Source organism: Chitinophaga niabensis (assembly GCF_039545795.1).
GTDB lineage: Bacteria > Bacteroidota > Bacteroidia > Chitinophagales > Chitinophagaceae > Chitinophaga > Chitinophaga niabensis_B.
Map to the genome: position 1 here is coordinate 5,971,399 of NZ_CP154260.1, position 22,018 is coordinate 5,993,416.

9 protein-coding genes are annotated in these 22,018 nt (G+C 46.6%); 5 read left to right on the top strand and 4 right to left on the bottom strand.

Translation table 11 applies throughout. The annotated features are described in order from the left end of the window. Positions 1-21: 21 nt before the first annotated feature. Complete coding sequence (locus AAHN97_RS23825) at positions 22-1,032, bottom strand: PorP/SprF family type IX secretion system membrane protein (protein ID WP_343304610.1); 1,011 nt, start codon at positions 1,030-1,032, stop codon at positions 22-24. Between the two features lie 85 nt (positions 1,033-1,117). Further along, positions 1,118-11,128, bottom strand: coding sequence for a gliding motility-associated C-terminal domain-containing protein (locus AAHN97_RS23830; protein WP_343304611.1), 10,011 nt, complete (start codon positions 11,126-11,128; stop codon positions 1,118-1,120). Between the two features lie 705 nt (positions 11,129-11,833). Between AAHN97_RS23830 and AAHN97_RS23835 the strand changes: the two genes are divergently transcribed. The 3 genes from AAHN97_RS23835 (at position 11,834) to AAHN97_RS23845 (ending at position 15,909) form a co-directional block, all read left to right on the top strand. After that, on the top strand, positions 11,834-14,401 hold the full coding sequence (locus AAHN97_RS23835) for an NACHT domain-containing protein (protein WP_343304612.1): 2,568 nt from the start codon (positions 11,834-11,836) through the stop codon (positions 14,399-14,401). Between the two features lie 89 nt (positions 14,402-14,490). Further along, complete coding sequence (locus tag AAHN97_RS23840) at positions 14,491-15,399, top strand: transglutaminase domain-containing protein (protein WP_343304613.1); 909 nt, start codon at positions 14,491-14,493, stop codon at positions 15,397-15,399. Positions 15,400-15,435: 36 nt separating this feature from the next. After that, the gene (locus tag AAHN97_RS23845) at positions 15,436-15,909 is read left to right on the top strand and encodes a Dps family protein (RefSeq protein WP_343304614.1); all 474 of its coding nucleotides are present in this window, start codon (positions 15,436-15,438) and stop codon (positions 15,907-15,909) included. A gap of 93 nt (positions 15,910-16,002) precedes the next feature. Here AAHN97_RS23845 and AAHN97_RS23850 read toward each other — a convergent pair whose 3' ends face one another. Continuing rightward, positions 16,003-17,493, bottom strand: coding sequence for an OmpA family protein (locus AAHN97_RS23850; RefSeq protein ID WP_343304615.1), 1,491 nt, complete (start codon positions 17,491-17,493; stop codon positions 16,003-16,005). Positions 17,494-17,558: 65 nt separating this feature from the next. Here AAHN97_RS23850 and AAHN97_RS23855 point away from each other — a divergent pair, with 65 nt between their 5' ends. Both AAHN97_RS23855 and AAHN97_RS23860 read left to right on the top strand, forming a co-directional pair. Further along, positions 17,559-17,762 carry a hypothetical protein gene (locus tag AAHN97_RS23855; RefSeq protein WP_343304616.1) on the top strand — a complete coding sequence of 68 codons (204 nt, stop codon included), beginning with the start codon at positions 17,559-17,561 and terminating at the stop codon, positions 17,760-17,762. Positions 17,763-18,001: 239 nt separating this feature from the next. After that, positions 18,002-20,674: an outer membrane beta-barrel protein gene (locus AAHN97_RS23860; RefSeq protein ID WP_343304617.1), complete on the top strand. Its 2,673-nt coding sequence runs from the start codon at positions 18,002-18,004 to the stop codon at positions 20,672-20,674. On the opposite strand, the gene AAHN97_RS23865 is transcribed toward AAHN97_RS23860, so the two are convergent. After that, on the bottom strand, positions 20,675-22,018 hold the full coding sequence (locus AAHN97_RS23865) for a DUF58 domain-containing protein (RefSeq protein ID WP_343304618.1): 1,344 nt from the start codon (positions 22,016-22,018) through the stop codon (positions 20,675-20,677).

The following is a 22,018-nucleotide window of genomic DNA, read 5'->3' on the forward strand; positions in this document are numbered from 1 at the left end:
TTTCCTCTTTTGGTGTTACGATTATAACCTCGGACAGATAAAGTATTCCGGCTGCATAATTCTACGTTTGCGGCCTATAAAGGATAAAGAAAGTTCAAATGCATTACTGCCGGTGGTTAACCTCCTCAGGTTGGAAGTATTGGCATCATAACTCAGGCCCAGTGTAAAGCTCTTATAGCTAAACCCGGCAAAAGGAGAGATGGCATCATTCACCCGGTAGTTAGCCCCCAGCAAAAGATCGAACTCAGGGTTCACCCGGATCTGGGAATATACGCCTGCTACAATTTCTTCTGCATTACCCTGGCGCATGTACAATCCATGTGGTGTAAGGTTCACCATATCTGTTACACGGATGCGGGAACCACCATGTGCCACATAACGGATGGGCAATGATTTGGACTCTTTATTCTCAGAAACAAAGGGATCTTCCGGTTGGGTAAGATGCGCACCGGAAAAACCAATGAATGGATTAAAACGGTGATTAGGATTACCATCAAATAACATGATCCCTGCATTTGCATCAAATACAGTGGAAGAAGTAGCACGTAATGTTTCACCGGATGGGATGTTCGGATCAAATCCCATCACAGGGTTATACTGGCTGCCCAGCTGGAATTTGGACTGGTCCACACGGCGGTTGATCACCCCCGCCTGGATACCTGCTACCAGTCTTGTGGTTCCATTCGCACCCATCTTTACCCCGCTATAGGAAACGGTAGCCATGGCATTGAAGTAATTATATCCTGCTTCTCCGGCAGACATATTCAGGGCTGTAACACCAAGCCCAACATTCTTTTCTGTGGCCGCATCAAATGATACGCCGGCAGTAGAATAAGGTGTGCCGAAATTAGCCCACTGGTTACGATAGTTGCCCGTAAGCCTGTAATCACCATCTATCACCCCTGCCAGTGCAGGGTTCAGCCAGAGCGGGTATGCATAATATTGTGCAAAATGCGGATCAACCTGTGCCATGGTGGGCTTTACATATAAAGTGCACAATGAAAGCACTGCTATTAAAATTTTACTCTTCATAGGAAGAAAATTTTTCGAGTTTGGAATAAGCCGGAATGAAGGGTCACTTCATTCCGGCATGTATTGCTTGCCTTTGATGTTTGGGTTATCTGACGATTGTTATAGTTCCTCGTTTCTGTACGGTAGTACCATCCTGCAGTGTAGCTCTCAGGATGTAGTTGTATACACCCACCGGCTGCGGTTTGCCACTCATAGTACCATCCCATCCACGGCCTTTGTCTTTAGATTCAAAGATCATCTGACCCCACTGGTTGTAGATCCTGATCTCCATGGTTGCAATGGTAGTACCATATACAAGGAGTACATCATTCAATCCGTCACCATTTGGCGTGAAGGCATTTGGTACAAAGATGGTATTACCGGCAGGGTTATCTGTTCCGCCACCTCCCTGGAACCATGCACTGTTAGCACATTCTGTTGCACCGATAGACATTACCTGCAAGGTCACCGTCTGGTTCGGCAACAGGTTCACCACAGTATGTGTAGTACCGGTGAGGCCGGAGCTTGGTTGTGTGAATGTAACACCACCATCTGCAGATACCCTGTAACCCAATGCTCCCGGAACTGCATTCCACTGGAAGGTTACTGATGTAGCTGTTTTAGAAGCCACAGATACCGTTGGTGCAGCTAATACTGAATAGATATTAATAGTTACCGGTGTGCGGGTAGTGCTCATACAACCACCATTGAATCCGGCTGCTGCATAATAAGTAGTGGTAGTAGTAAGTGGCGGAGTTTTGAATACCGGCCCAGTGAATACTGCCGTACCACCTGTTGCGGCAGTGTACCAGCTGAAGATCAAACCTGGTTGTGCAGAAGAAGCTCTCAGTGTTGCACTGCTATCCGGACAAACCGTATTCGCATCTGCTGTCACCAACGGAGCACCCGGAACAGGAGATACAGTAGCTGTACCTTTAGCCCTGCCTGCACTTGCGCAACCTCCACCTATCAATGCTTCCACATAAACATCCATGTTTGCAGTGAGTACACCGGTTGTGTAGCTGGTACCATTGGCCAGCAGTACATTACCTCCGGTTGCTGCATCATACCAGCGGTAGGTCACATTCGCCGTTGGGTTTTGTACATTGAAAGTGGCAGTTGTACCGGTACAAACTGTTATCGCACCACTATTCGCCAGTACAGGATTACCCGGAGCATCTGCAGGAATTAAGATAACCTGTGCACGTCCGTTGCTCACGCAGGTACCACCAGGTAAGCTGGCTTCCAGGTACACGGTATCTCTTACATTCAATGGATCTGCTGTAGAGTAAGTATTGCCGGTGAAGAGCAATGTACCGCCGATCGGTGCATCGTACCAACGATATTGCAGGTTAGCATTCGCGTTCTGCACACTCACTGTTGGACGGTTGCCGCGGCAAACAGTTACTTCTGCCGGAGCTGCCGGAACAGCCGGGCCATTTGTTACTGTGATGCTTACTCTTGTGCGGGTAACACTGGCGCAGTTGCTGCCATTGATAGCTGCCACAAAGTAATCCTTATTGGCAGAGAGTGCCGGTGTTATAAAGTCTGGTGAAGAAGAAACAATTGTTCCGCCAACCGCTGCATCGTACCAGCGATAAGTAAGACCCGGTTGCGGATTCACTACATGCAGGTCTGCTGTGTTGCCGATACAAACTGTTTTAGCTGTTGCATCAACCGTCACTGCCGGCGGTGCAGGATTCACTGTGATAGTCACAGGTGTTCTGCCTGCACTGCTGCAAACGCCACTGGAGGCTTCTACATAATAGGTCACGGAAGAAGTTACCCCTGTTGGTGCAAAGGTTGTTCCCTCTGCCATTCTGTTACCACCTGCTGCTGCATCATACCAGCTATAAGTAAGGCCGGCTGCAGGGTTTTGTATAGAAAGACTGATAGCATCTCCCTGGCATACTGTTGTATTACCTAATACTACCGGTAAAGTTGGTGCATCTGTTACCTGAACATCTACACGGGTCATAGTAGCGCTGGCACATCCGCCACTGCTTACTGCTTCCACATAGTAACTGCTGGCAGTAACCTGCACACCTGTTAAGAACACCGCTCCTGTGAACAGTTTATTACCACCCGGTGCATCATACCAATTGTAGGTTACACCACCCAGCGGATTCTGTACTCTCAGGGTAGCCTGTGCACCACGGCAAACAGTAACGTTCGCAGATTCAACAGTTGGCGGGTTCAATGTGGATACCACACTTACACTCGCTACTGCACGGCTTGTACTTGGACAATTTCCTGTACCTACTCCTTCTACAAAGTAAGTAGCGGTATCGGTTAATGGTCCTGTTGTATAAGTAGCACCGGTAAATAACAAGGTACCGCCTGTTGCTGCATTGTACCAGTTATAAGTGATACCTGCTACAGGATTTTGTACAGAAAGCGTTGCCGGTTGATTGCGGCAGGTTGTTTTAACACCGTCCACCAATACCGGAACTGCCGGTGTGGAATTCACATTCACTACTGCCTGTATCCTTCCGCCAGCATTTGCACAACCACCGGCTGTGCTGGTAGCTTCCACATAATAGATGGTAGTAGTACTTAATGCCGGTGTGGTGAATTGTGCACCAGTGAATATTGGCGTACCGCCGGATTGTACAGTGTACCAGTTGATGGTGATACCTGTAGTGCTTGATGTTACACGCAATGTTGCAGTGGTACCGGAACAGATGGTGAGGTTACCGGATTCCAGTACAGGATCACCTGGTGCCGTGCCCACTGTAACGGTCACAGGTACACGTACTGCTGAACCGCAACTTCCATTGTATGCTTCTGCATAGAATATAGTAGTGGTTGTGAGCGCACCTGTTACAAACAGGCTATCCAGCGAAACTGGCGTACCGCCTGTTGAACTGAGGAACCAACGGATAGTATGTGTTGGATCAGCTGCACGAGCACGCAGAATTGCACTGTTGCCGGCACAGATCGCGGTATCCCCTGACAGGATCTGCGGAGTCTGTGGTACAGTCAATACCTGTATGGTAGCAGATGTACGGATCGGATTAGCACAATTAGTAGATGCGCGGAAACTTTCTGCATAGTAAGTGGTGGTAGCATTCAGCACCGGTGTGGTGAATACTTTACCTGTGAATACAGGTGTACCGCCTGTTGGTACGGTGTACCATCTTACGGTAGTACTGTCAGATGCAGTGGCTGTTAAAGTAGCCTGTGCACCGGCACATACTGTTGCATTATCTACCGTTACCGTTGGCGAAGCCAGGATACGGTTAGCGTATTGAATGTTCACACTGGTCAGCAGGGTAGCAAGACCAGTTACCCTTATTTCAATACGGTCATATGCAGCACCTGGTGCAAATAATGCAGCACGCTGATCGGAACCGCTCAGCAGTACCAATTTCAGGCCAGCTGCATCCAGCGCCTTGGTGTCGTTATTAGAAGTAGCACCATTATAGGAAGTGATGGTGATATTGGAAAGCAGGCTCAGATCTACCAGGCCGGTTGGGAATGACAATCTTACTTTAACGGTATCCCCTGCAGATGCAAGACTACCAAAATTCATAAAGTAAGAAATATTACCACCCACGCCCACTGGGATACTGATATTCGTAACATTCGTGGTATCGTTGTCCACAGAATTATCCGGATTATTTACTGCACACAGTAAGCAAAGACCGTTAATAGTATTGGTCTGTGAATTTGCGAAATCACAACCCGGGTTGAAGTTCCTGTTCACCAATACGGTAACGCCTGTACGGCCAATACTTGCACAACCACTTTCGCCGACAGCTTCTACAAAGTAGCGGGTGTTATTAGTCAATGCCGGTGTAGTGTATACGGCTCCGGTGAATATTGGAGTAGTACCCAGTGAATCCAGGAACCAACGATAAGTTATTGCACCCGGTGAAGCAGAGCTGGCTGTTAATACAGCTGTTTGTCCGTACTCCACCAAACCACTTGCAGGATTAATGCTCACAGTTGGTTTAGCAGGCACTGCGTTCACGGTTACTGTTACCATTTTCGCAGCAGCGCTTGCACACTGTCCGTTCACGGCCACTACAAAGTAGGAAGTGGTAGCAGTTAAGGCTGGTGTGGTGAAGGAAGCTCCTGTAAACAACAGGTTATCCATGGCTGCGCTGGGGTACCAGTTGAAAACAACACCTGGTGTAGTGGAAGTAGCAGTAAGTGTGGTAACACTGCCTGCACATACAGCTGCGCTTGGTGGTGTTACATCAGGAGTGGCTGGCCTTGCTGTAATGTTTACCTGTACCGCTGTACGGGTAGTACTTGCACAACCACCACTGGATACTGTTTCTGCATAATAGATCGCAGAACTGTCCAGCGCCGGTGTAATAAATGTATCTCCTGTAAATATTGGTGTGCCGCCTGTTTGTTGTGCATACCAGCGGAAAGTAGCACCCACAGGAGCAGTAGCCTTAATAGTAGCTGTGGTGCCTGCGCAGGTATTCACAGATGTGTTATCCAATGTTGGAGCAGCAGGTGCACCGGTGATCTTAACAACTGCTTTTGTCCTGATCGGATTTGGACAGTTGATAGACGCTTTCACCGCTTCCACATAGAAGGCTGTATCTGTAGATACAGGGCCTGATTGGAAGGAAGTACCTGTAAACAATGGTGTACCACCTGTTGCCTGGCTATACCAGCGGAAGATGGTGTTGGTCCTTGGCGTCACAGCAATCGTTGCTGTACTGCCCACACAGGTATTCACCGTATCCGGTGTTACATCCGGAACAGGAATGAAGCGTTGTGCGAAATGAATGTTAGCGGCACTGAGCGCAGTTGCCAAACCAGCATTCATACGGACTTCTACCCTGTCGAACACAGCAGCCGGTGCAAAGGTTACAATAGCTGTCTGATTACCAGGTAATAGTTGTATGTTAAGCAGGCCGCCACCTGTAAGGTTAGCCCTGTCATTATTATATTGTGTGCCATTGTAAGTAGCAATTTGTACACTGCCCAGCAATCCGGCATCAGCCAGTGAAGACGGGAAGGACATTACCAGTCTCACACTGTCTCCCAGATCACTTGGGTTCGGGAAGATGAGTGTTTGCTGTGCATAACCACCTAACAAACCTGCTATCACATGGATAGTAGAGAAAGTAGTGGTGCTGGCATCAACGGCAGAGCTTTGATTGTCCACATAACATCCCAGGCAAACACCGTTTACATTACTTGTCTGTGCTGTAGCAGCATCGCAAGGAATATCAGGGTTCACCACCTGTACTGTAGCAATCACCGGGATCCTTTGTGCACTGGCACAACCTGTGCTGGTGGTAGCTTCCACATAATAAGTAGTGGTAGCATTCAATGCCGGTGTGGTGAAGCTTGGGCCGGTAGCCAATGGTGTTCCGCCTGTTGGCACACTATACCAGTTGTAGGTGTATGCTGGGTTAGGTGTATTTACATTAAAGGTAGCCGTACCGCCCTGTGGAATAGTGATATTGTTAGCAGTAACAGACACGCTGGCCAGGCCAACTTTTACAAATACAGGTTTGCGTGTTTCACTCGCACATCCTGTACCGGAAACTGCCGCTACATAATATACAGCATCCGCTGTAATGGCAGGTGTGGTATAACTTGCGCCGGTGAATAATAAATTACCGCCGGAAGGTGCATCATACCAATTGAAAGTAGCGCCGGCCGGGAAGTTTGCATTCAGCGTAGCCGTTTGACCACTACAAACATTCACGGTATCCGAAACCACCCCGGCCATTGGAGTGATCTGTTGTACATAGAACAGGTTCACTTCCGTAATCGCAGTAGCAAGACCGGTGATGCGGAATTCCACTTCATCAAATACCTGCGAAGGTACAAATGAGATCACCTGGCGTGCACCGCCATCCAGTAATTGCACGCTCAGCAGGCCACTGTTTACTGGCCTTACGTCTGCCGCATTTTCAACACCATTATTACGTGGCCGGATAGTAACATTCCCCAACAGTCCGAGGTTGAGCAGGCCTGTTGTAGATCCTACCACAATACGTAAACTATCCCCCACTGAACTTTCATGGCCAAAGGTGAGTGTTTGTTGCACACCGCCTAAAAGGCCAACAGGTACATGCAGCCTGGATGATGTTTGCGGATTATCATCCACAGCCAGTTCCGGTGTATTCACAGCACAGAGCAAGCAAAGCAATCCAACTGTGCCATTTGTTTGTGTAATACCTCTGCCACAGGAGAGATCAGGACTACCTGGCCCAACTCTTACCGAAACAGGAACGGCAGTACGGATATAACTCTTCAGACCATCCGGAGTGGAAGCTTCCACATAGAATGTTCTGTCTCCTATAAGGACCGGTGTATTGAATGTAGCACCTGTAGCCAGCGGCGTACCACCAGTTGGTGTATCATACCAGCTGAAAGTAGCTCCTGGAATACGAATGGATGCATTCAGTGTTGTATCATTGCCAAATGGTACAACAATAGGAGCAGGCGGTGTAACCGTTACCGGTATAAAGGCCGCTGCTTCATAAATATTCAGATTGGTCAACCCGGAAACAAGACCGGTAAGATCTACCTGTGCACCATCAAATCCGCTGTTAACAGGGATGGTTACACGGAACTTACCTACACTGCCTGTTGGATCAAGCCCCAGGGCTTGCAGGTTAGCCAGATCATTATCCAGTGTAATGGCATCATTATTAGGAGTGGTGCCATTAAAGGTTTGTACCCTGATGCCGGAAAGCAGTTGTGCACTCAGCAGTTGACTGGGCACACCCAATGTAAAGGAAATACTGTCTCCCGCCTGGTAAGTACCGGGGAATTTCAGCAGTTGTCCTACTGAACCGGCAACACCCACCGTGATCATTTCCTGGGAAGCAGTAGTGGTATCGCCATCTACAGCGAGGTTGGGGTTTTGTACACTGCAACCAAGGCAAATGCCTCCAATAATGGGACTTGTCTGTTGATCAGCATACGTCCACAATGGGCCAGGACCTCCGCTTACCGTAACAGGAGCAGCTGTACGCACGAAGCTGGTTTTGCCATCCGGCGTTGCAGCTTCAGCATAATAAGTTTTACTGCGGGTTAATGTTGGTGTGGTAAAGCTGGCGGCTGTACCTGCAGCTGTACCTCCCGTTGGAACTTCATACCAGGTATAAGTAGCACCAGGTGCTCTTACACTTGCAGTCATGGTTGCCGTAGTACCAGATGGAATTACCGGGGCAGGAGGTGTGATATTTACAGGCATATAGGCAACTGCCTCGTATACACGCAAAGTGCCTAAACCTGCAAGTGCTGCCGTGGTACCTATTTTCACCCCATCAAATGTATTGTTGGCGGGAATAGTGATACGGAATTTACCGGTTGTGCCCACACCTAAACCTAATGCCTGTAAACGAACAGCATTATTATCCAATGTAATGGCATCTGCGTTAGGGGTGCTGCCATTATAGGTTTGCACATTGATGCCTGCCAGCAGTTGCCCGTTGAACAATTGGTTGGGTACTTCAAGGTCCAGTGCTATACTGTCCCCTGCCTGGTAAGTACCAGGGAAATGAATGAGCTGGGAAACACCACCCAATGCCCCTACAGTCATATTGAGCAGGGAAGAAGTATTTGGATTGCCATCCACTGCGTTTGCAGGGTCCTGAACATTACAACCAAGACAAACACCGGTGATCAATGGACTCTCTTCTCTGTCGCCATATGTCCATAATGGCCCTGCGCCACCACCTACATTAACGGTGGCCAGTGTACGAACATAACTTGTTTTGCCATCAGGAGTGGCAGCTTCTACATAATATTTAGTCTGGCGGGTAAGGTTCGGGGTAACGAACGATGGACCGCTGAAGACAGCAGTACCGCCCGTTGGCGTTGTGTACCAGTTTAATGTTGCAGCAGGTAAACGGTTGGCTCCATTGATAGTAGCGCTGGTACCATAAGGTACTGTTTGTGTGGCAGGGTTAACTGTTACAGGCACCATGGCAGTTGCCTCATAGATCTGCAGATTGCTCAGGCCGCCCAGAACAGGAGCAAGTGAAACCTGTACTGCATCAAAAGCTGCCGTGGCAGGCAATGCGACCCTGAACTTACCGGTACTGCCAACAGGAATGCCCAGCAGTTGTGCATTGCCCAAAGCAGTACTGAATGCAGCTACATCATTATTAGAAGTAGCACCATTGAATGTTTCAATGCGGATGCCGGAAAGTAATTGTGCAGATAAAAGCTGACCGGCCGGAATACCCAGGTCCAGGATAATGCTATCCAGCGCCTGGTAAGTACCAGGAAAACGGATCAATTGTCCTGCTGAACTTAACACCCCTAAAGGAATGTTCACAGTAGATGCAGTAGTCGTATCTCCATCTACTGCCAGCAATGGGTTCTGTACATTACAGCCAACACATACGCCACTGAGTTGAGGGCTTTCCTGTGTATCGCCATGGCTCCATAAAGGACCGGCACCGCCGCCTACTCTTACAGGCACCACTGTACGTTTGAAACTTGTTAAACCATCGGGTGTAGCAGCTTCCACATAATAAGTAGTGCTGCGTGTAAGTGCCGGCGTTGGGAAACTGGCCCCGGTAGCAACTGCGCTGCCGCCTGTTGGTTGTGTATACCAGTTGAAGGTAGCACCCGCAGAACGGATCGTTGCACTCAGGTTAACAGATGTATTATAAGGTGTGATAGCAGGTGAAGGCGTTACTCCTACAGGTATCATAGCAGCAGCTTCATACACACGCAGGAATCCCAGTTCTGCAAACAATGCATTGAGGTTCACCTGCACACCATCGAAAGTAACGGTAGAAGGGACCACTACACGGAACTTGGATGTTCCGCCAACACCAATACCTAACACCTGTAAACGCACCAGATCATTGTCCAGCGCAATAGCAGGGCCGGCAGCACTTGCGCCGTTGTAAGGTTGTATACTGATACCGGATAATAATTGTTTGGTGTATAACTGACCGGGAAGTTCCAGGTCCAGCACAATACTGTCGCCCGACTGGTAAATGCCGGGGAATCTGATGAGCTGGCCAACAGAGCTGGCAAGCCCTACCGGCATAGATAACATGGAAGAAGTAGTGGTATCTGCGTCTATGGCATTTTGCGGATCGGTAACAATACACAACGCACAAACACCGGAATTCCGGGGGCTTTGCTGTTCATCACCAAATGTCCATAATAAGCCGGGGCCGCCTCCTACATCTACATTCGCAGCAGTTCTGATGAAACTGCTTTTGCCATCTGCAGTAGTAGTGGCTTCTACATAATAATGTTTTACACCGCGGAATAACACAGGTGTTGTGAAAACATCCCCTGTATAAATGGGCGTACCGCCGCTGGGAACATCATACCAACGGAATGTTGCAGCACCCAGCCTGTGCGATGCCGTTAATACAGCAGATTGTCCTGCAGGGGAAATAACAGGGTTAGCTGAAGGAGTAACGGTAACCGGCACAACGGCAGTCACTTCATATATATATAACTCATTCAACAAACCTGCCAGTGAACCAATTGTTACTTCCACCCTGTCAAACGTACCACCAATAGGCATTACTGCCCTCATCTTTCCGGATGTGCCAATGCCCGTGCCTAAAAAATGCAAGGTGCCCAGGTCACTGATATTGACAGTGGTCACCAGGGATCCGCCATTAAAAGCCTGCAACCTTATGGAACTTAAAACGGAGGCGCTTAAAGCACCGGGTACTTCAAAGTCCAACACCACACTATCCCCGTTCTCATAAGTACCGGGGAAAATGATCCGTTGGCCGGCTCTTGTGGCCAGGCCTATGCCCATCGTAATATGGGAGGCTGTATTAATATTGCCGTCATGGGATTGCCCCTGCTGCGTAATACTACAGCCCAAACAGAGGAGGGGGTTCAGAATATCCTGATCGCTGATACCCGGGCTCGAAATAGGTCCGGCAGCAAAAAAGCTGCGTATATCCGCAGGCGTTAAAGATCCGTTTTCCTGTTTATGTAATAATGGGGAACGGCCATACCAATTTTCTGCCGGGTTAACCGCAGAAATTTCAGTAGTGGGAGACCACCAATATTGCATATGAGAAAGGGGAGCAGTATTTGCAGCATGCGCATTTGCAACAGGCCATGTAAGGAGCCAGATTGCTATAAAGACAATAAGTTTGCGCATAATGCTGACAGGAGTAACATTTAACCTCATATACAAGGGTTTGGGTTATTATAAATATTTCTATCGCAGTTTTGAATTATATGAATAGAAGCATTGCCTGCATGCGAAGCAGGATATGGTTTCTTTAAGGCCTATCATTTAGATTGAAAGCATTCACAGTTTCTCGGGGCTGTTCATTTCATTTTTGATAGGATATAGTTTTGGTTATCGGTACAGAAATACATTCACGATAGCACGAAATTAATGGGTGTTATTGGGGAAACGATATACCATTCTTATTCATTCAAACGAAGAAAAACCACTCTGTTCAAACGAATCAATCCTGTTCATTTTGTTCATTTTGAAAAAAATCAAAACAAAACATGTTCAATGTGTGTATTGAACACGAACAAGATATTTAATAGTGGGAATTAGCGTCTACTGTCATTAGAGGGTCAAAACCTTGCGAAAAACTATCAGTAGTTCACTCTCGGAAATACAGTTAGGTATCCTACATAAATGAACGATGCTTTTGTCCCTAACTCATGATGAAGAAAAAAATATAAAAAATTTATGCCACAATTTATTGTTATAAGTCCCTGATTATTAAACCTAAATACATCAATGTTCATTAGAATGCAGTCTATTCAGTTTATCCATTTTTAAAAACCTAAATCCACATGTTCATTTTTCTACGTATCTACTCGATTGTACCCGATCTAAATTCATTCTTTTTGTTCCATTAATTGTTCCCTTATGATCGACCTGTCCTACGATTTTATCATTACGTTACAAAATGAGGTCTTGCGGCAATTTGGGGTAGACAACTTACAACCAAATCAATGCAAACACCTTGCACAGGCCATCCTAAATCAAACAGGCAAACTTGTTAGCGAGACTACCCTCAAAAGGGTATTCGGTTTTGCGGTTACACAACATAGCTTCTCACGCTATACATTAAACACACTTGCACAATATTGCCGGTTCAAAGATTGGGAAGACTTTCAGGCACATTACTATAAAAAAACTTTGCGCCCCTCCGCACAAACGGACCATTCCAGATGGGCCGATGTAAAAAAACGTGCCGCAGCCGTTTCTCATTATACACTGCTAACGCTTAAGAACCGTTGCGGTGTTCCCTTTGACCACACGGTTCCCCGCCAGTATTGCCTCTCTCATATTGAACGCTTCCTGGAAAGTGATTATGCCGCCACTGTGTTCATTGCACCTGCAGGTTGGGGTAAGTCCATGGCACTCGTTCATGCAGCTGAGCATTTCTGGTTTGGAAGGGACCCTGTATACCAGCAGGACATCTGCTGGTTCATCAATGCACATGCCGCCGGAAGCCTGCTGGTAAAAGGCTTTTCTTTATCCGCATGGCTGGATAATCAATTGAACCTTGGTAATGGTGAAAACTTCCGGGAATATTTCAGCGCCAATGCACATGAAAAAGGCGGCAGGCTAGTACTGATCATAGATGGCTTTGATGAATTGGCCATGGGCGCCGATAAATTGAAGATGTTATACAACAAGCTGGAAGATTTTGTGTACTCTAATGATGAGCATCCCTGGGTAAAAGTGATCCTCTCCATCCGGTCAGGCACATGGGGAGATGTATTCCAACAATCCACCCAATATCCTGCATTCCGCCGCTACTGGTACCTGGGGCCTGAAATGGATGAAGAGACCAATACCAATATACCACTGCTCACAGAACAGGAAGTGAAATCCGTACTCTATAATTGTGAATATGAACCTGCCACGGTAAGATTGTTTTCGGAAAACTTCCTGCAAAAACTGCGGCATCCATATTACCTGCAACTGTTCTGTCAGCTCAGCAGTACGCCTGACCAGTCGTTTGTAGATGAAAACCTGAGTCTCTACGAGATCATCTCCAGGTTTATCCTGAACCGTGTTTTTAATTCTCCCAACAACACCTTCAAAATAAAGATCATCGAAAAACTGTTGCTCCTGCTGGATATGGGCAAGGATGGCCTTTACACGGATAAAAGCAAACTGCTTAATCAAAATGCAGACCTGTTCCCCGCTTACAAGGAACTGATTGCAGATAATATACTGGTGGAAGAAAATCTCAGCCAGGAGATCATGTTCAATGTGAAAGTTCGCTTTGCCCATAATTTCCTGCTGGAATATTTTACCGCCATGCATTTCATTCAACGGCACGGATCTGAACTATCAGAAGAGCTGGTGCAAACGGTGATCAACTATTTCCCGCAATCACCCTTCCGTATCTCCGTGTTGAAATGGTTACTGCGTTATGCCATCACCAACGACCAGGTGAAGGGAATTCAATACATATTCCAGCAGCCGCTTAATACTGTAGGGAAAGCACATCTGCTGGAATATGTTGTATTACATTATCAGCAGGAAGGGAATCATCAACCGCAGCTGTCCAGGATCTTCCCTCCCGGTTATTTCCGCAAGAACCCCATCAGCAATTTCATCAGCGATGATTTCATCCATTTCAAAAAACGGAAGATGCTGAACACGCTGCTGGGCATGGCGGAATCACCGGAAGACAAACTGAAGATCCGCTGTAATCTTTTTGTAATGGCCTTAATGCAACTGGATGCGGAACAATGTGAAGTAGAACTGGCGAATATTAAAAAGCTCTGCACGGCAGATGAAGCCGTTATGGCCATGTGGATCAATCCTTATGAAGCCTTCCTCTTTATTTATGAATACCTGAAGTTCGGCATCATGAATGAAGCGGCCCGGGAGAAGATCTATCATTATGCACAATGCTGGAGTTTTCCGGAAAAACAGCCTTTCACAGTAAGCGAGGAAGCTGTTTACCGCGCCATCTGTTTCATCTTCCTGCTACTGGGAGATCCTCAGCAATTACTGAACTTCACACAACGTTTGTTCAAGGAACATCCCTCCATTCTCTTCAACAGAACGGACCCGTTCCGCCTGATGATGTTATGCTGGAAAGCACAGGCCCACCTGGATACAGGAGATATCGCTTCCGCCAAAAGGATCAATACCCATGTGGAAAGGATCCTGAAACAATACAATACTGACTTCTTCAATGGCCGCCACCTGGAAACATTACAAAAGATCATTGCTGCCAGCATCTATTACCGGGAGAGTGATTTCAACAAAGCCATCCGCGCTGCGGAATCTGCTATGGATATGGCCCAGAAACTCGACTTCAAAATTTTCTCGCTCCTGAATTACGGAGTACTTAACCGAATATACCAACACCTTCAAATGGACAAGCAGAAGAAGGACGCATTGCAGAAAATTGAATCTATACGGGAAAGCACTTCTTTCAAACAGGCTTTACCTCATTTTCTCTGATGCAGCTGTGTAAGCCGTACGGATCTTTAATAAATGTTTAAGGTTCCGTACGGCATAATTGGCATAATTTTGCGGTACTAATATTCGCAATGCCCATTGACCAGAGCAAATACACAACTTTCCAGCACTTCCTGCTGAACCTGCTGAGCCTATTGACATTACTGCCACTGGCCCCATATATTAACCGGTTCATGCCTGTTATTCAGCTGGGTCAATGGCACATAGACCTGTTCCTTTCCATCTTCATTGCTTTTTTATTCACCCGCATCCTCTTATGGATCTTCAGACCGCTGATCATTCCCGCTTTTGCACTGGTGGCAGGGATCATGGTGTTCAATTCCCTCACCGGCCGTTACTCTTTTACCAATGTGCTGAACGACTACCAGGGTATGGTACAGGGCAACTGGGGTACGCGGGATAGCAAACAGCTGGACATCCTGAGCTTCTATCCCCGCAAAGTGGAAACCTACGTGGATAAAACGGTAAGGGGTATCCGGGAAAAGATCAATTACCAGGACTCTACCGTACGCAATTTTTCCGTTAAATATTCTGTTGCCAATTTCGATGAATACTGGCCCAAGTACGGGAAGATCGTCCGGTACCTTTCCCTCTGGTCTCATATTAGAAAGAATTTTAAATACGTGAACGACAGCCAGCGGGATGAATACTTTGCCACTCCCATGGAAACCATTAGAAATGGGCTGGGCGGGGATTGTGATGATCACTCCATCCTGGTAGCCTCCTGTTTACAGTCTATCGGGGCCAGAACAAGGATCGTACTGATCAGGGGTCATGCCTATCCCGAACTGTATTGTGGCAATGCGGAGGATTTTGAAGTATTAAAGCAGGCAATTGTGCTTTTATTCAACAATCCCCCTGTAAAAGAGTTATATTATCATGAGATGAAGGGAGAGTACTGGATCAACCTGGATTATTCGGCCATGCATCCCGGCGGGCGTTACCTGAATGATAAGGTCTATGCCCTGATCGAATTATAAAGAGTCAAATTTTTTACCCAAAAAAACATTATAATCATGAAAGTAAACATTGGCGTACCCGAGAAACATTTACAGGAAGTAGCAGACAAATTGCAGGTATTGTTAGCGGATGAACACATCCTCTATACCAAAACCCGCAACTACCACTGGAATGTAGTAGGGGACAATTTTTCTGAGATGCATCTTTTCTTTGAAAAACAGTATGGCGATCTGGCAGAGATCATTGACGAAGTAGCAGAAAGGATCCGTATGATCGGCCATTACAGCACAGGCCGGCTGGTAGATTTCCTGAAACTCACTAACCTGCTGGAACCTGAGTATACCAGCAAACAATCTGAACAGATCAAAAACCTGCTGGATGATCATGAAACCATCATCCGTAGTCTCCGGGAATTGATCACTGAATTCAGCGACAAACAAAAAGATCTTGGCTCGAGCGATTTCGTTACAGGGCTCCTCCGTCAGCATGAAAAAATGGCCTGGATGCTCCGCTCCTACCTTTCAAAATAATCTTAATGTTTGAACTGTTTAAAAACACTGAAGGCCAGCCAACAAATGTTGACTGGCCTTTTTTTATAATTGCCTGCCTGGGTAATTTTCAAACTAATCTGCTCCCTTATAAATAATGATCTCCACCCGCCGGTTCTTCCTCCTGCCTTCAGGTGTATCATTTCCTGTAACAGGGGAGGCTTCTCCCATACCAGCCACATGCCGTATGAACTGTTCTAACCCCTTTTTCCGCAAATAATCCACTACTGACATAGCCCGTCTGCGGGAAAGGTCAAGATTATATTCGTCCGCCCCCACATTATCTGTATGCCCCAGTAATTGCAGTTGTATAGCTCCTTCCCTTGGGATCTTCTGAATAAGGCTGTCCAGCGAACTATATAATTTTGCATTCAGTTCGCTGCTATTGAACTTGAACAATACATCCGGGATCACCAGTGTATCCGGCTTGGGAGGTATAGTTTGCACTATCTCCGGTTCCGGTCCCAACTGCGGAATGCACCATTCCAGCGTCACATAAGTATTTCCTTCCCGCCCTTCTTCTGTCGAAGCATCAAAGCGTGGCCTGGTATTGCCTTTCCCGTCAATAGCAATATCATCATAATTGAACCCGTTCCTGTACACCAGTATATCTGCCATCTTCCGCGCAGTTTCCATGGACATTACCTTATTGAAGTTGTATGATTCCGATTTAGCAGAATGCCCTGTGATAGTTACTTTCATACCAATTGCAGGATCATATAACCGGATCACGGAATCCAGCCTGGCTGCGGCTTCCGGCTCTAAAGCCCTGCCTCTGGCGGTAAAGATCTTTTCGTCTTTTACAAGGATGGTGATACACTTTACGGGCAGCTTAGGTCTTTGCAGGTTTTCCTGCAAACGCCGGTAAAAAATGGCGGGGATCACATGACGGCGGTGTTGCTCATATAAACGCGCCTTTACCTTTACGGCATTTTCACAAAGCGGGCCTTGTTCTCCTACAGGTGCAATGCTGATGCTGTCTACATAATTATAGATCTTCTCAGCACTGAAAGGCCCTTCCTGAAAGTTGCCGATCAGTACATAACCATAACTTTCTGCTGCTGTGAACTCGCGCTGAAACGTATAAAAATTGACCCTGCCTTTTATTGATCTGACCACATCTTTCGCCTCCATTCTCAGGTGTGTTTGCAACTCAGCCAGAGGGTTAGCAAACTCCCGGAAAATATAAGCAGTATCAAAATGAAAGTCCAGTTCGGGAATGCCTTCCTCATCTTTTCCTGCCACCAGCGTGATCCGGTATTTGCGGCCTTTTTCCAAAGGACAGAGCAGTTGCGTTTGTGCATAATTGCGTTGCCTGTTCGGAGCAGCATATACCAGCCTGATAAAATTATTCCCCGCTACCGTAACAGGATTGTACATATAATCAAGCTTCATGCTTTCAGGCGCCACGCTTTCCCAGGCCGATGGCGAACAGGGTGCATTAAATTCCGCACAGATATTCACGTCTTCAAAACTGGGATTGGGTACAAGATTCTGGGCCTTGCCTGATACGATCAAAAGCAGTTGTGTGGAAATAAATAGTATATGCTTCTTCGTTAGGAACATAGGAACGGGCGATCGGGATTTTGATTTGTACTATAACTGAAAATCAGGCAAAATATTATATATCAATGATTTCCCTGTCATATAAAAACCGCCTCAGCTACTGGCTGGGGCGGTTCAATTTACTGATTATCAATTACTTTTTAAGAATTACAGTGATCCTGGCCTTCTCCGGCAACGAGATCACCTGTAGTACACATAAGATTCCCGTCAGCAAAAATCACCGCGATGAGCTGATGAAACGCATCGATCAGCGGCTGATCAGGAAATGATCAACGGCTTCCCCCAAATACCCGTAAAATTATCTCCTATTAAAAAAACTTGCTACTGCTGTACAGGATTTATGGCTGTTTGACGTCATATAATTACGCGAACAGAAGAACTAAGAGGCCATTAGACAAAAAAAGACACAGCCCTACCATTTATCCCGATTATCCCGCTTATGTGTAATTGTTACTATTTACTGGATGCGGGGTAGTAATTTTCGGACATCAACCTATATATCATTTAGATGAATATCAAGCCAAATGGCAGCATTGCAACCATTTTCGGAAGCCTTTGCCTGCTCGGATGTATGTTAGCTAGCGAAGTAAAAGCACAACAACCCCCTTCTAATAAGGATACCGAAACCGGTACCGTTAAAGGAAAAGTTTTGCAGGCCTCCAACAAGGAACCCATTCCATTTGCTACCATCGCCTTGCTCAATGAGGACGATTCCACCGTAGTCACCGGCGCCGCTGCCGATGAACGGGGCGCTTTTATTATAAAACCTGTGGTATATGGTAGTTATATCGTAAGAATTGGCACCATGGGCTTTGCCCCCTACTTTGTGAATGTAAAAGTGAACGCTGAACGTACACTCTGGGAACTGGGTACCATTCTCCTGGAAACCGGTACCCGCACCCTGAAAGAAGTGACCATCGTGAGCCAGAAGAAGATGTTCACCATGAACAAAGACAGTATCATTTTCACGCCGGACGAAAACTTTCTGCCCGGTGGTACGGGTATGGAACTGCTGGAATATGTGCCCGGCATTACCATAGATGCTAATAACAATATCACCATGGAAGGAAAGGACAAGGTGAAATTTTATGTAGATGATAAACCCATTGCCCTCACCGGTATGGACTACAACAGCTACCTCAACAACCTTCCCTCTTTCATGATCGAAAGGATAGAAGTACTGAAAGTACCGCCTGACCCTGTAGAAGCAGAACAGGCACTGGTAGAAGGCCGTACTAATATCCGCTACATCAATATCATTACCCGTAAGATCCAGTTCAGAGGTTATTCAGCAGCCTTTACGGCTGGTATGGACAGCAGAAAGAACCTGAACGCTAAAATGCGTTACAATCTGAACCTTGCACCATTCCAGGTAACATATTTTAATAACGGCGTATATAATTCAGACAGCTCTTATCTCAACCGCAGCTATTTCCCGAAAGTACCGGGAGGAGATACTTCTTTCCTGGACCAGAAAAATTTCCGCACCTCCTATAACTTTAACCACAACCTCAATGGCCGTTACGAACTGAAGATCACGGAGAAAGAAAAACTCCGGGGCTCTGTAACCCTTGGCTGGACGGGCGATGGCAGCAACAGTTCCAATAACAGCACCAATAGTGATTATACCCATAAGCCCACTATGCAAAAGGCCCAGGATAACATCAACCGGAGGAACGGATTCCGCGGCGTGACGGACTGGAACTATATAAAAGAATATGAAGAGCGGGAAAAGAAATTGGAAGCAGGTTTCAACTTTACAAAGAACAACGGCAGCGGTTATGGGAACAATGACTATTTCTACCTGTTAACAGCAGACACTTCCCTGCAAAGGAACAAACGACGTAATGGCAATTTCAGCATGCGCGGTAACTTCCATTTCCGTCAGCCGCTCTCTGACGGAAAGTATTACGACCTGAGCAGCAGCATGGAAATGAGCGGAGGTAGTAACCTCAACCTCGCCAGCCGCAAAAATGTGAACGATATTGAAATGTTACCTGCACCCAGGCTTTCTACAGATTATTCTGATTTCAACCAGAACTATGCTGTAAGCGCCTCTTATGGAAAACGCAGCAGGAAACTCGGTTACAACTTCACCAGCCGTTTAGGATATACCGGTTCCAAATCGGAAGAACTATACGCCGGCAACCGTTTCAACAATGAAACATATGAGATCCGTAGTTCGCTGGGTATCAATTACAGCCCCTGGAAAGATCATATGGCCAACCTCCGCTTTAATCCGGGGATTCAGTTCTTTAACCAGATGGCCCTGCTGGATTCCCTGAGAAGCCGTGTTCCTTTCAAATACACGAACTTCTCTCCGGGTATCAACTTCCAGTATGATTACAAACAGCAACAGCTCACATTCAATTTCAACCGGAATATGGACCGCCCGTCTCCAGACCAGTTGAATCCCTTTGTGAACACTTCCGATAGTTTCAACATCCGTACAGGTAATCCCAATCTGCGCCCTTCTTTTACAAAGGACTACCGCATGGAATATACCATACAGGTCAAGAGCCATCAGATCAAAGCCGGGCTGGAACAACAGGATGCCAGTGATATCATTTCCCGCTATACCAAAGTGGAATATATCAATGATACCACCATCATCAACACCAGCACTTTTGTGAACCTTGCCAGCAGGAAGGACCGTAACTTCTATCTTACCCTTAACTCTCACTTCTTTAAAGCCATACAGAATAACAAAGGCGCCATCAATATGAATATCAGTGGCGGTATCCGTTACTATAATACCACTACGGATGGAGGAGAAGAAGGAAAAGATGCCGTAAGTGCTAAATTCGCCCATGTGGAAGGATGGACCTCTAACCTTACCATCTGGGCTGCCTACCGCATTCGTGTATTCTCTATCTCTGTGAATGGAAGGTATAATGGCCCCCGTTACTATGCACAGGGTAAACAGGAAGCCCGTTTCAACAGTGGTTTACGTGGACAGGTGAATTTATTCAAACGTAAAATGAATGTGTCCTTCACCGTAGAAAACCTCTTCGGCTCTACCGTTAAGAACTTCTACGAGTTAACAAAAGACTATGAGCAGTTCTCCAATAACCGGAAGAATGTACGCTACCTCAGTCTGAATATTACTTATAACATCCGCAAATTCACCAAGCTGGGGAACAAAGGCCCGAAAGATTTTGAGAAGGAAGAACCGCTGTAATTAAGCAAGCATGCGGGATTTTAGCTCAAGGTACTTATTCACTACATCCACCGTTAAATGTTCGGGTGTAGTGAGTAAGGACATAATACCATACTGCGCCAGTTCCCTGACGATCTGTTTTTTCTCATGTGCAAACTTCTGCGCGATCACCTGGATGTAGATATCCTCTATGGCGGTCGCCCTTTGCTCATTGAGTTTTTTGATCTCCGTGTTCTCAAAGAACACTACCAGCAGCAAATGATATTTAGCCAGCTGACGTAAGTAAGGTAACTGGCGTTGCAGGGCCGAAGCGGATTCAAAATTGGTGAAGAGGATCAGTAAGGAACGTTGTGAAAGCGAAGCCCGCAAATTAACGCCCAGTCGCTCATAATCGCTTTCCGTCCACTGCGTGGTCTGGGCATATAGCTGGTCCAGTATTTTATTGAGTTGCACTTTTTTATTTCCCGCCGCCAGTATCTCTGTTTGCGAACCGGTAAAAGTGATCAGGCCGGCTTTATCTCCTTTGTGCAATGCCACATTGCTGAACACCAGTGTAGAATTGACAGCATAATCCAGCAGGCTCAATCCGTTAAAAGGCATTTTCATATTCCGCCCTTTGTCGATCACACAATACACCTGCTGCGATCTTTCTTCCGTGAAATTATTCACCATCAGGTTCCCGCGGCGGGCAGTGGCTTTCCAGTTTAAGGTGCGCACATCATCTCCCATCGTGTACTCCTTGATATGATCGAACTCTATGCTATGCCCGATCGCACGTTTGCGATGTACACCTATTTCGTTGAGCTTATGTTTGAAAGAGAATAATTCATAATTCCGCAATTGCATATAAGAAGGATATACCTTCACATTTTGCGGATGGTTAAAAGTAAAACGCCGCCTGAGCAGGCTGAATGGGCTTTTCACAAAAACATGCGTAGCGCCGAACTGGTATTCTCCTCTTTCCACAGGACGCAGATTATAATTAAACGCCTGTTCCTCTTTACTCCTTAGAAAACCATATCGTACAAAATCGCGTTCCTGGAATTGGAAGGGCAACTCATCCAGTATTTCCATCCATACCGGGAAATTATAGTTATTGCGGATAAGGATGCTTACTTCATTCTGATCCCCGTTACTGAAACGTTCCGCCATTTTGCGGTCTGCCCGTAATGCAGGCCCTGCTGCATAAAGCAGCATAAAGTCCAGCAGCACCAATGCCGTTAGTGCCAGCAGTGCAATGATCGCAAAGGGATAAGCCGCCGGTGCAAAAAAGCTTACCACAAAAAATACCACTACCGCACCCAGCGCCAGATACAACCGGGTGTGAAAGAAAAGCGAATAATAAAATCTTGCAGGCGCTTCCAT

Coding starts and splice junctions, on each gene's coding strand:
- AAHN97_RS23855 (WP_343304616.1), top strand. CDS start 17,559: ATGATTTCCCTGTCATATAAAAACCGCCTCAGCTACTGGCTGGGGCGG.
- AAHN97_RS23850 (WP_343304615.1), bottom strand. CDS start 17,493: ATGTTCCTAACGAAGAAGCATATACTATTTATTTCCACACAACTGCTT.
- AAHN97_RS23835 (WP_343304612.1), top strand. CDS start 11,834: ATGATCGACCTGTCCTACGATTTTATCATTACGTTACAAAATGAGGTC.
- AAHN97_RS23840 (WP_343304613.1), top strand. CDS start 14,491: ATGCCCATTGACCAGAGCAAATACACAACTTTCCAGCACTTCCTGCTG.
- AAHN97_RS23845 (WP_343304614.1), top strand. CDS start 15,436: ATGAAAGTAAACATTGGCGTACCCGAGAAACATTTACAGGAAGTAGCA.
- AAHN97_RS23830 (WP_343304611.1), bottom strand. CDS start 11,128: ATGAGGTTAAATGTTACTCCTGTCAGCATTATGCGCAAACTTATTGTC.
- AAHN97_RS23825 (WP_343304610.1), bottom strand. CDS start 1,032: ATGAAGAGTAAAATTTTAATAGCAGTGCTTTCATTGTGCACTTTATAT.
- AAHN97_RS23865 (WP_343304618.1), bottom strand. CDS start 22,018: ATGGAAGCGCCTGCAAGATTTTATTATTCGCTTTTCTTTCACACCCGG.
- AAHN97_RS23860 (WP_343304617.1), top strand. CDS start 18,002: ATGAATATCAAGCCAAATGGCAGCATTGCAACCATTTTCGGAAGCCTT.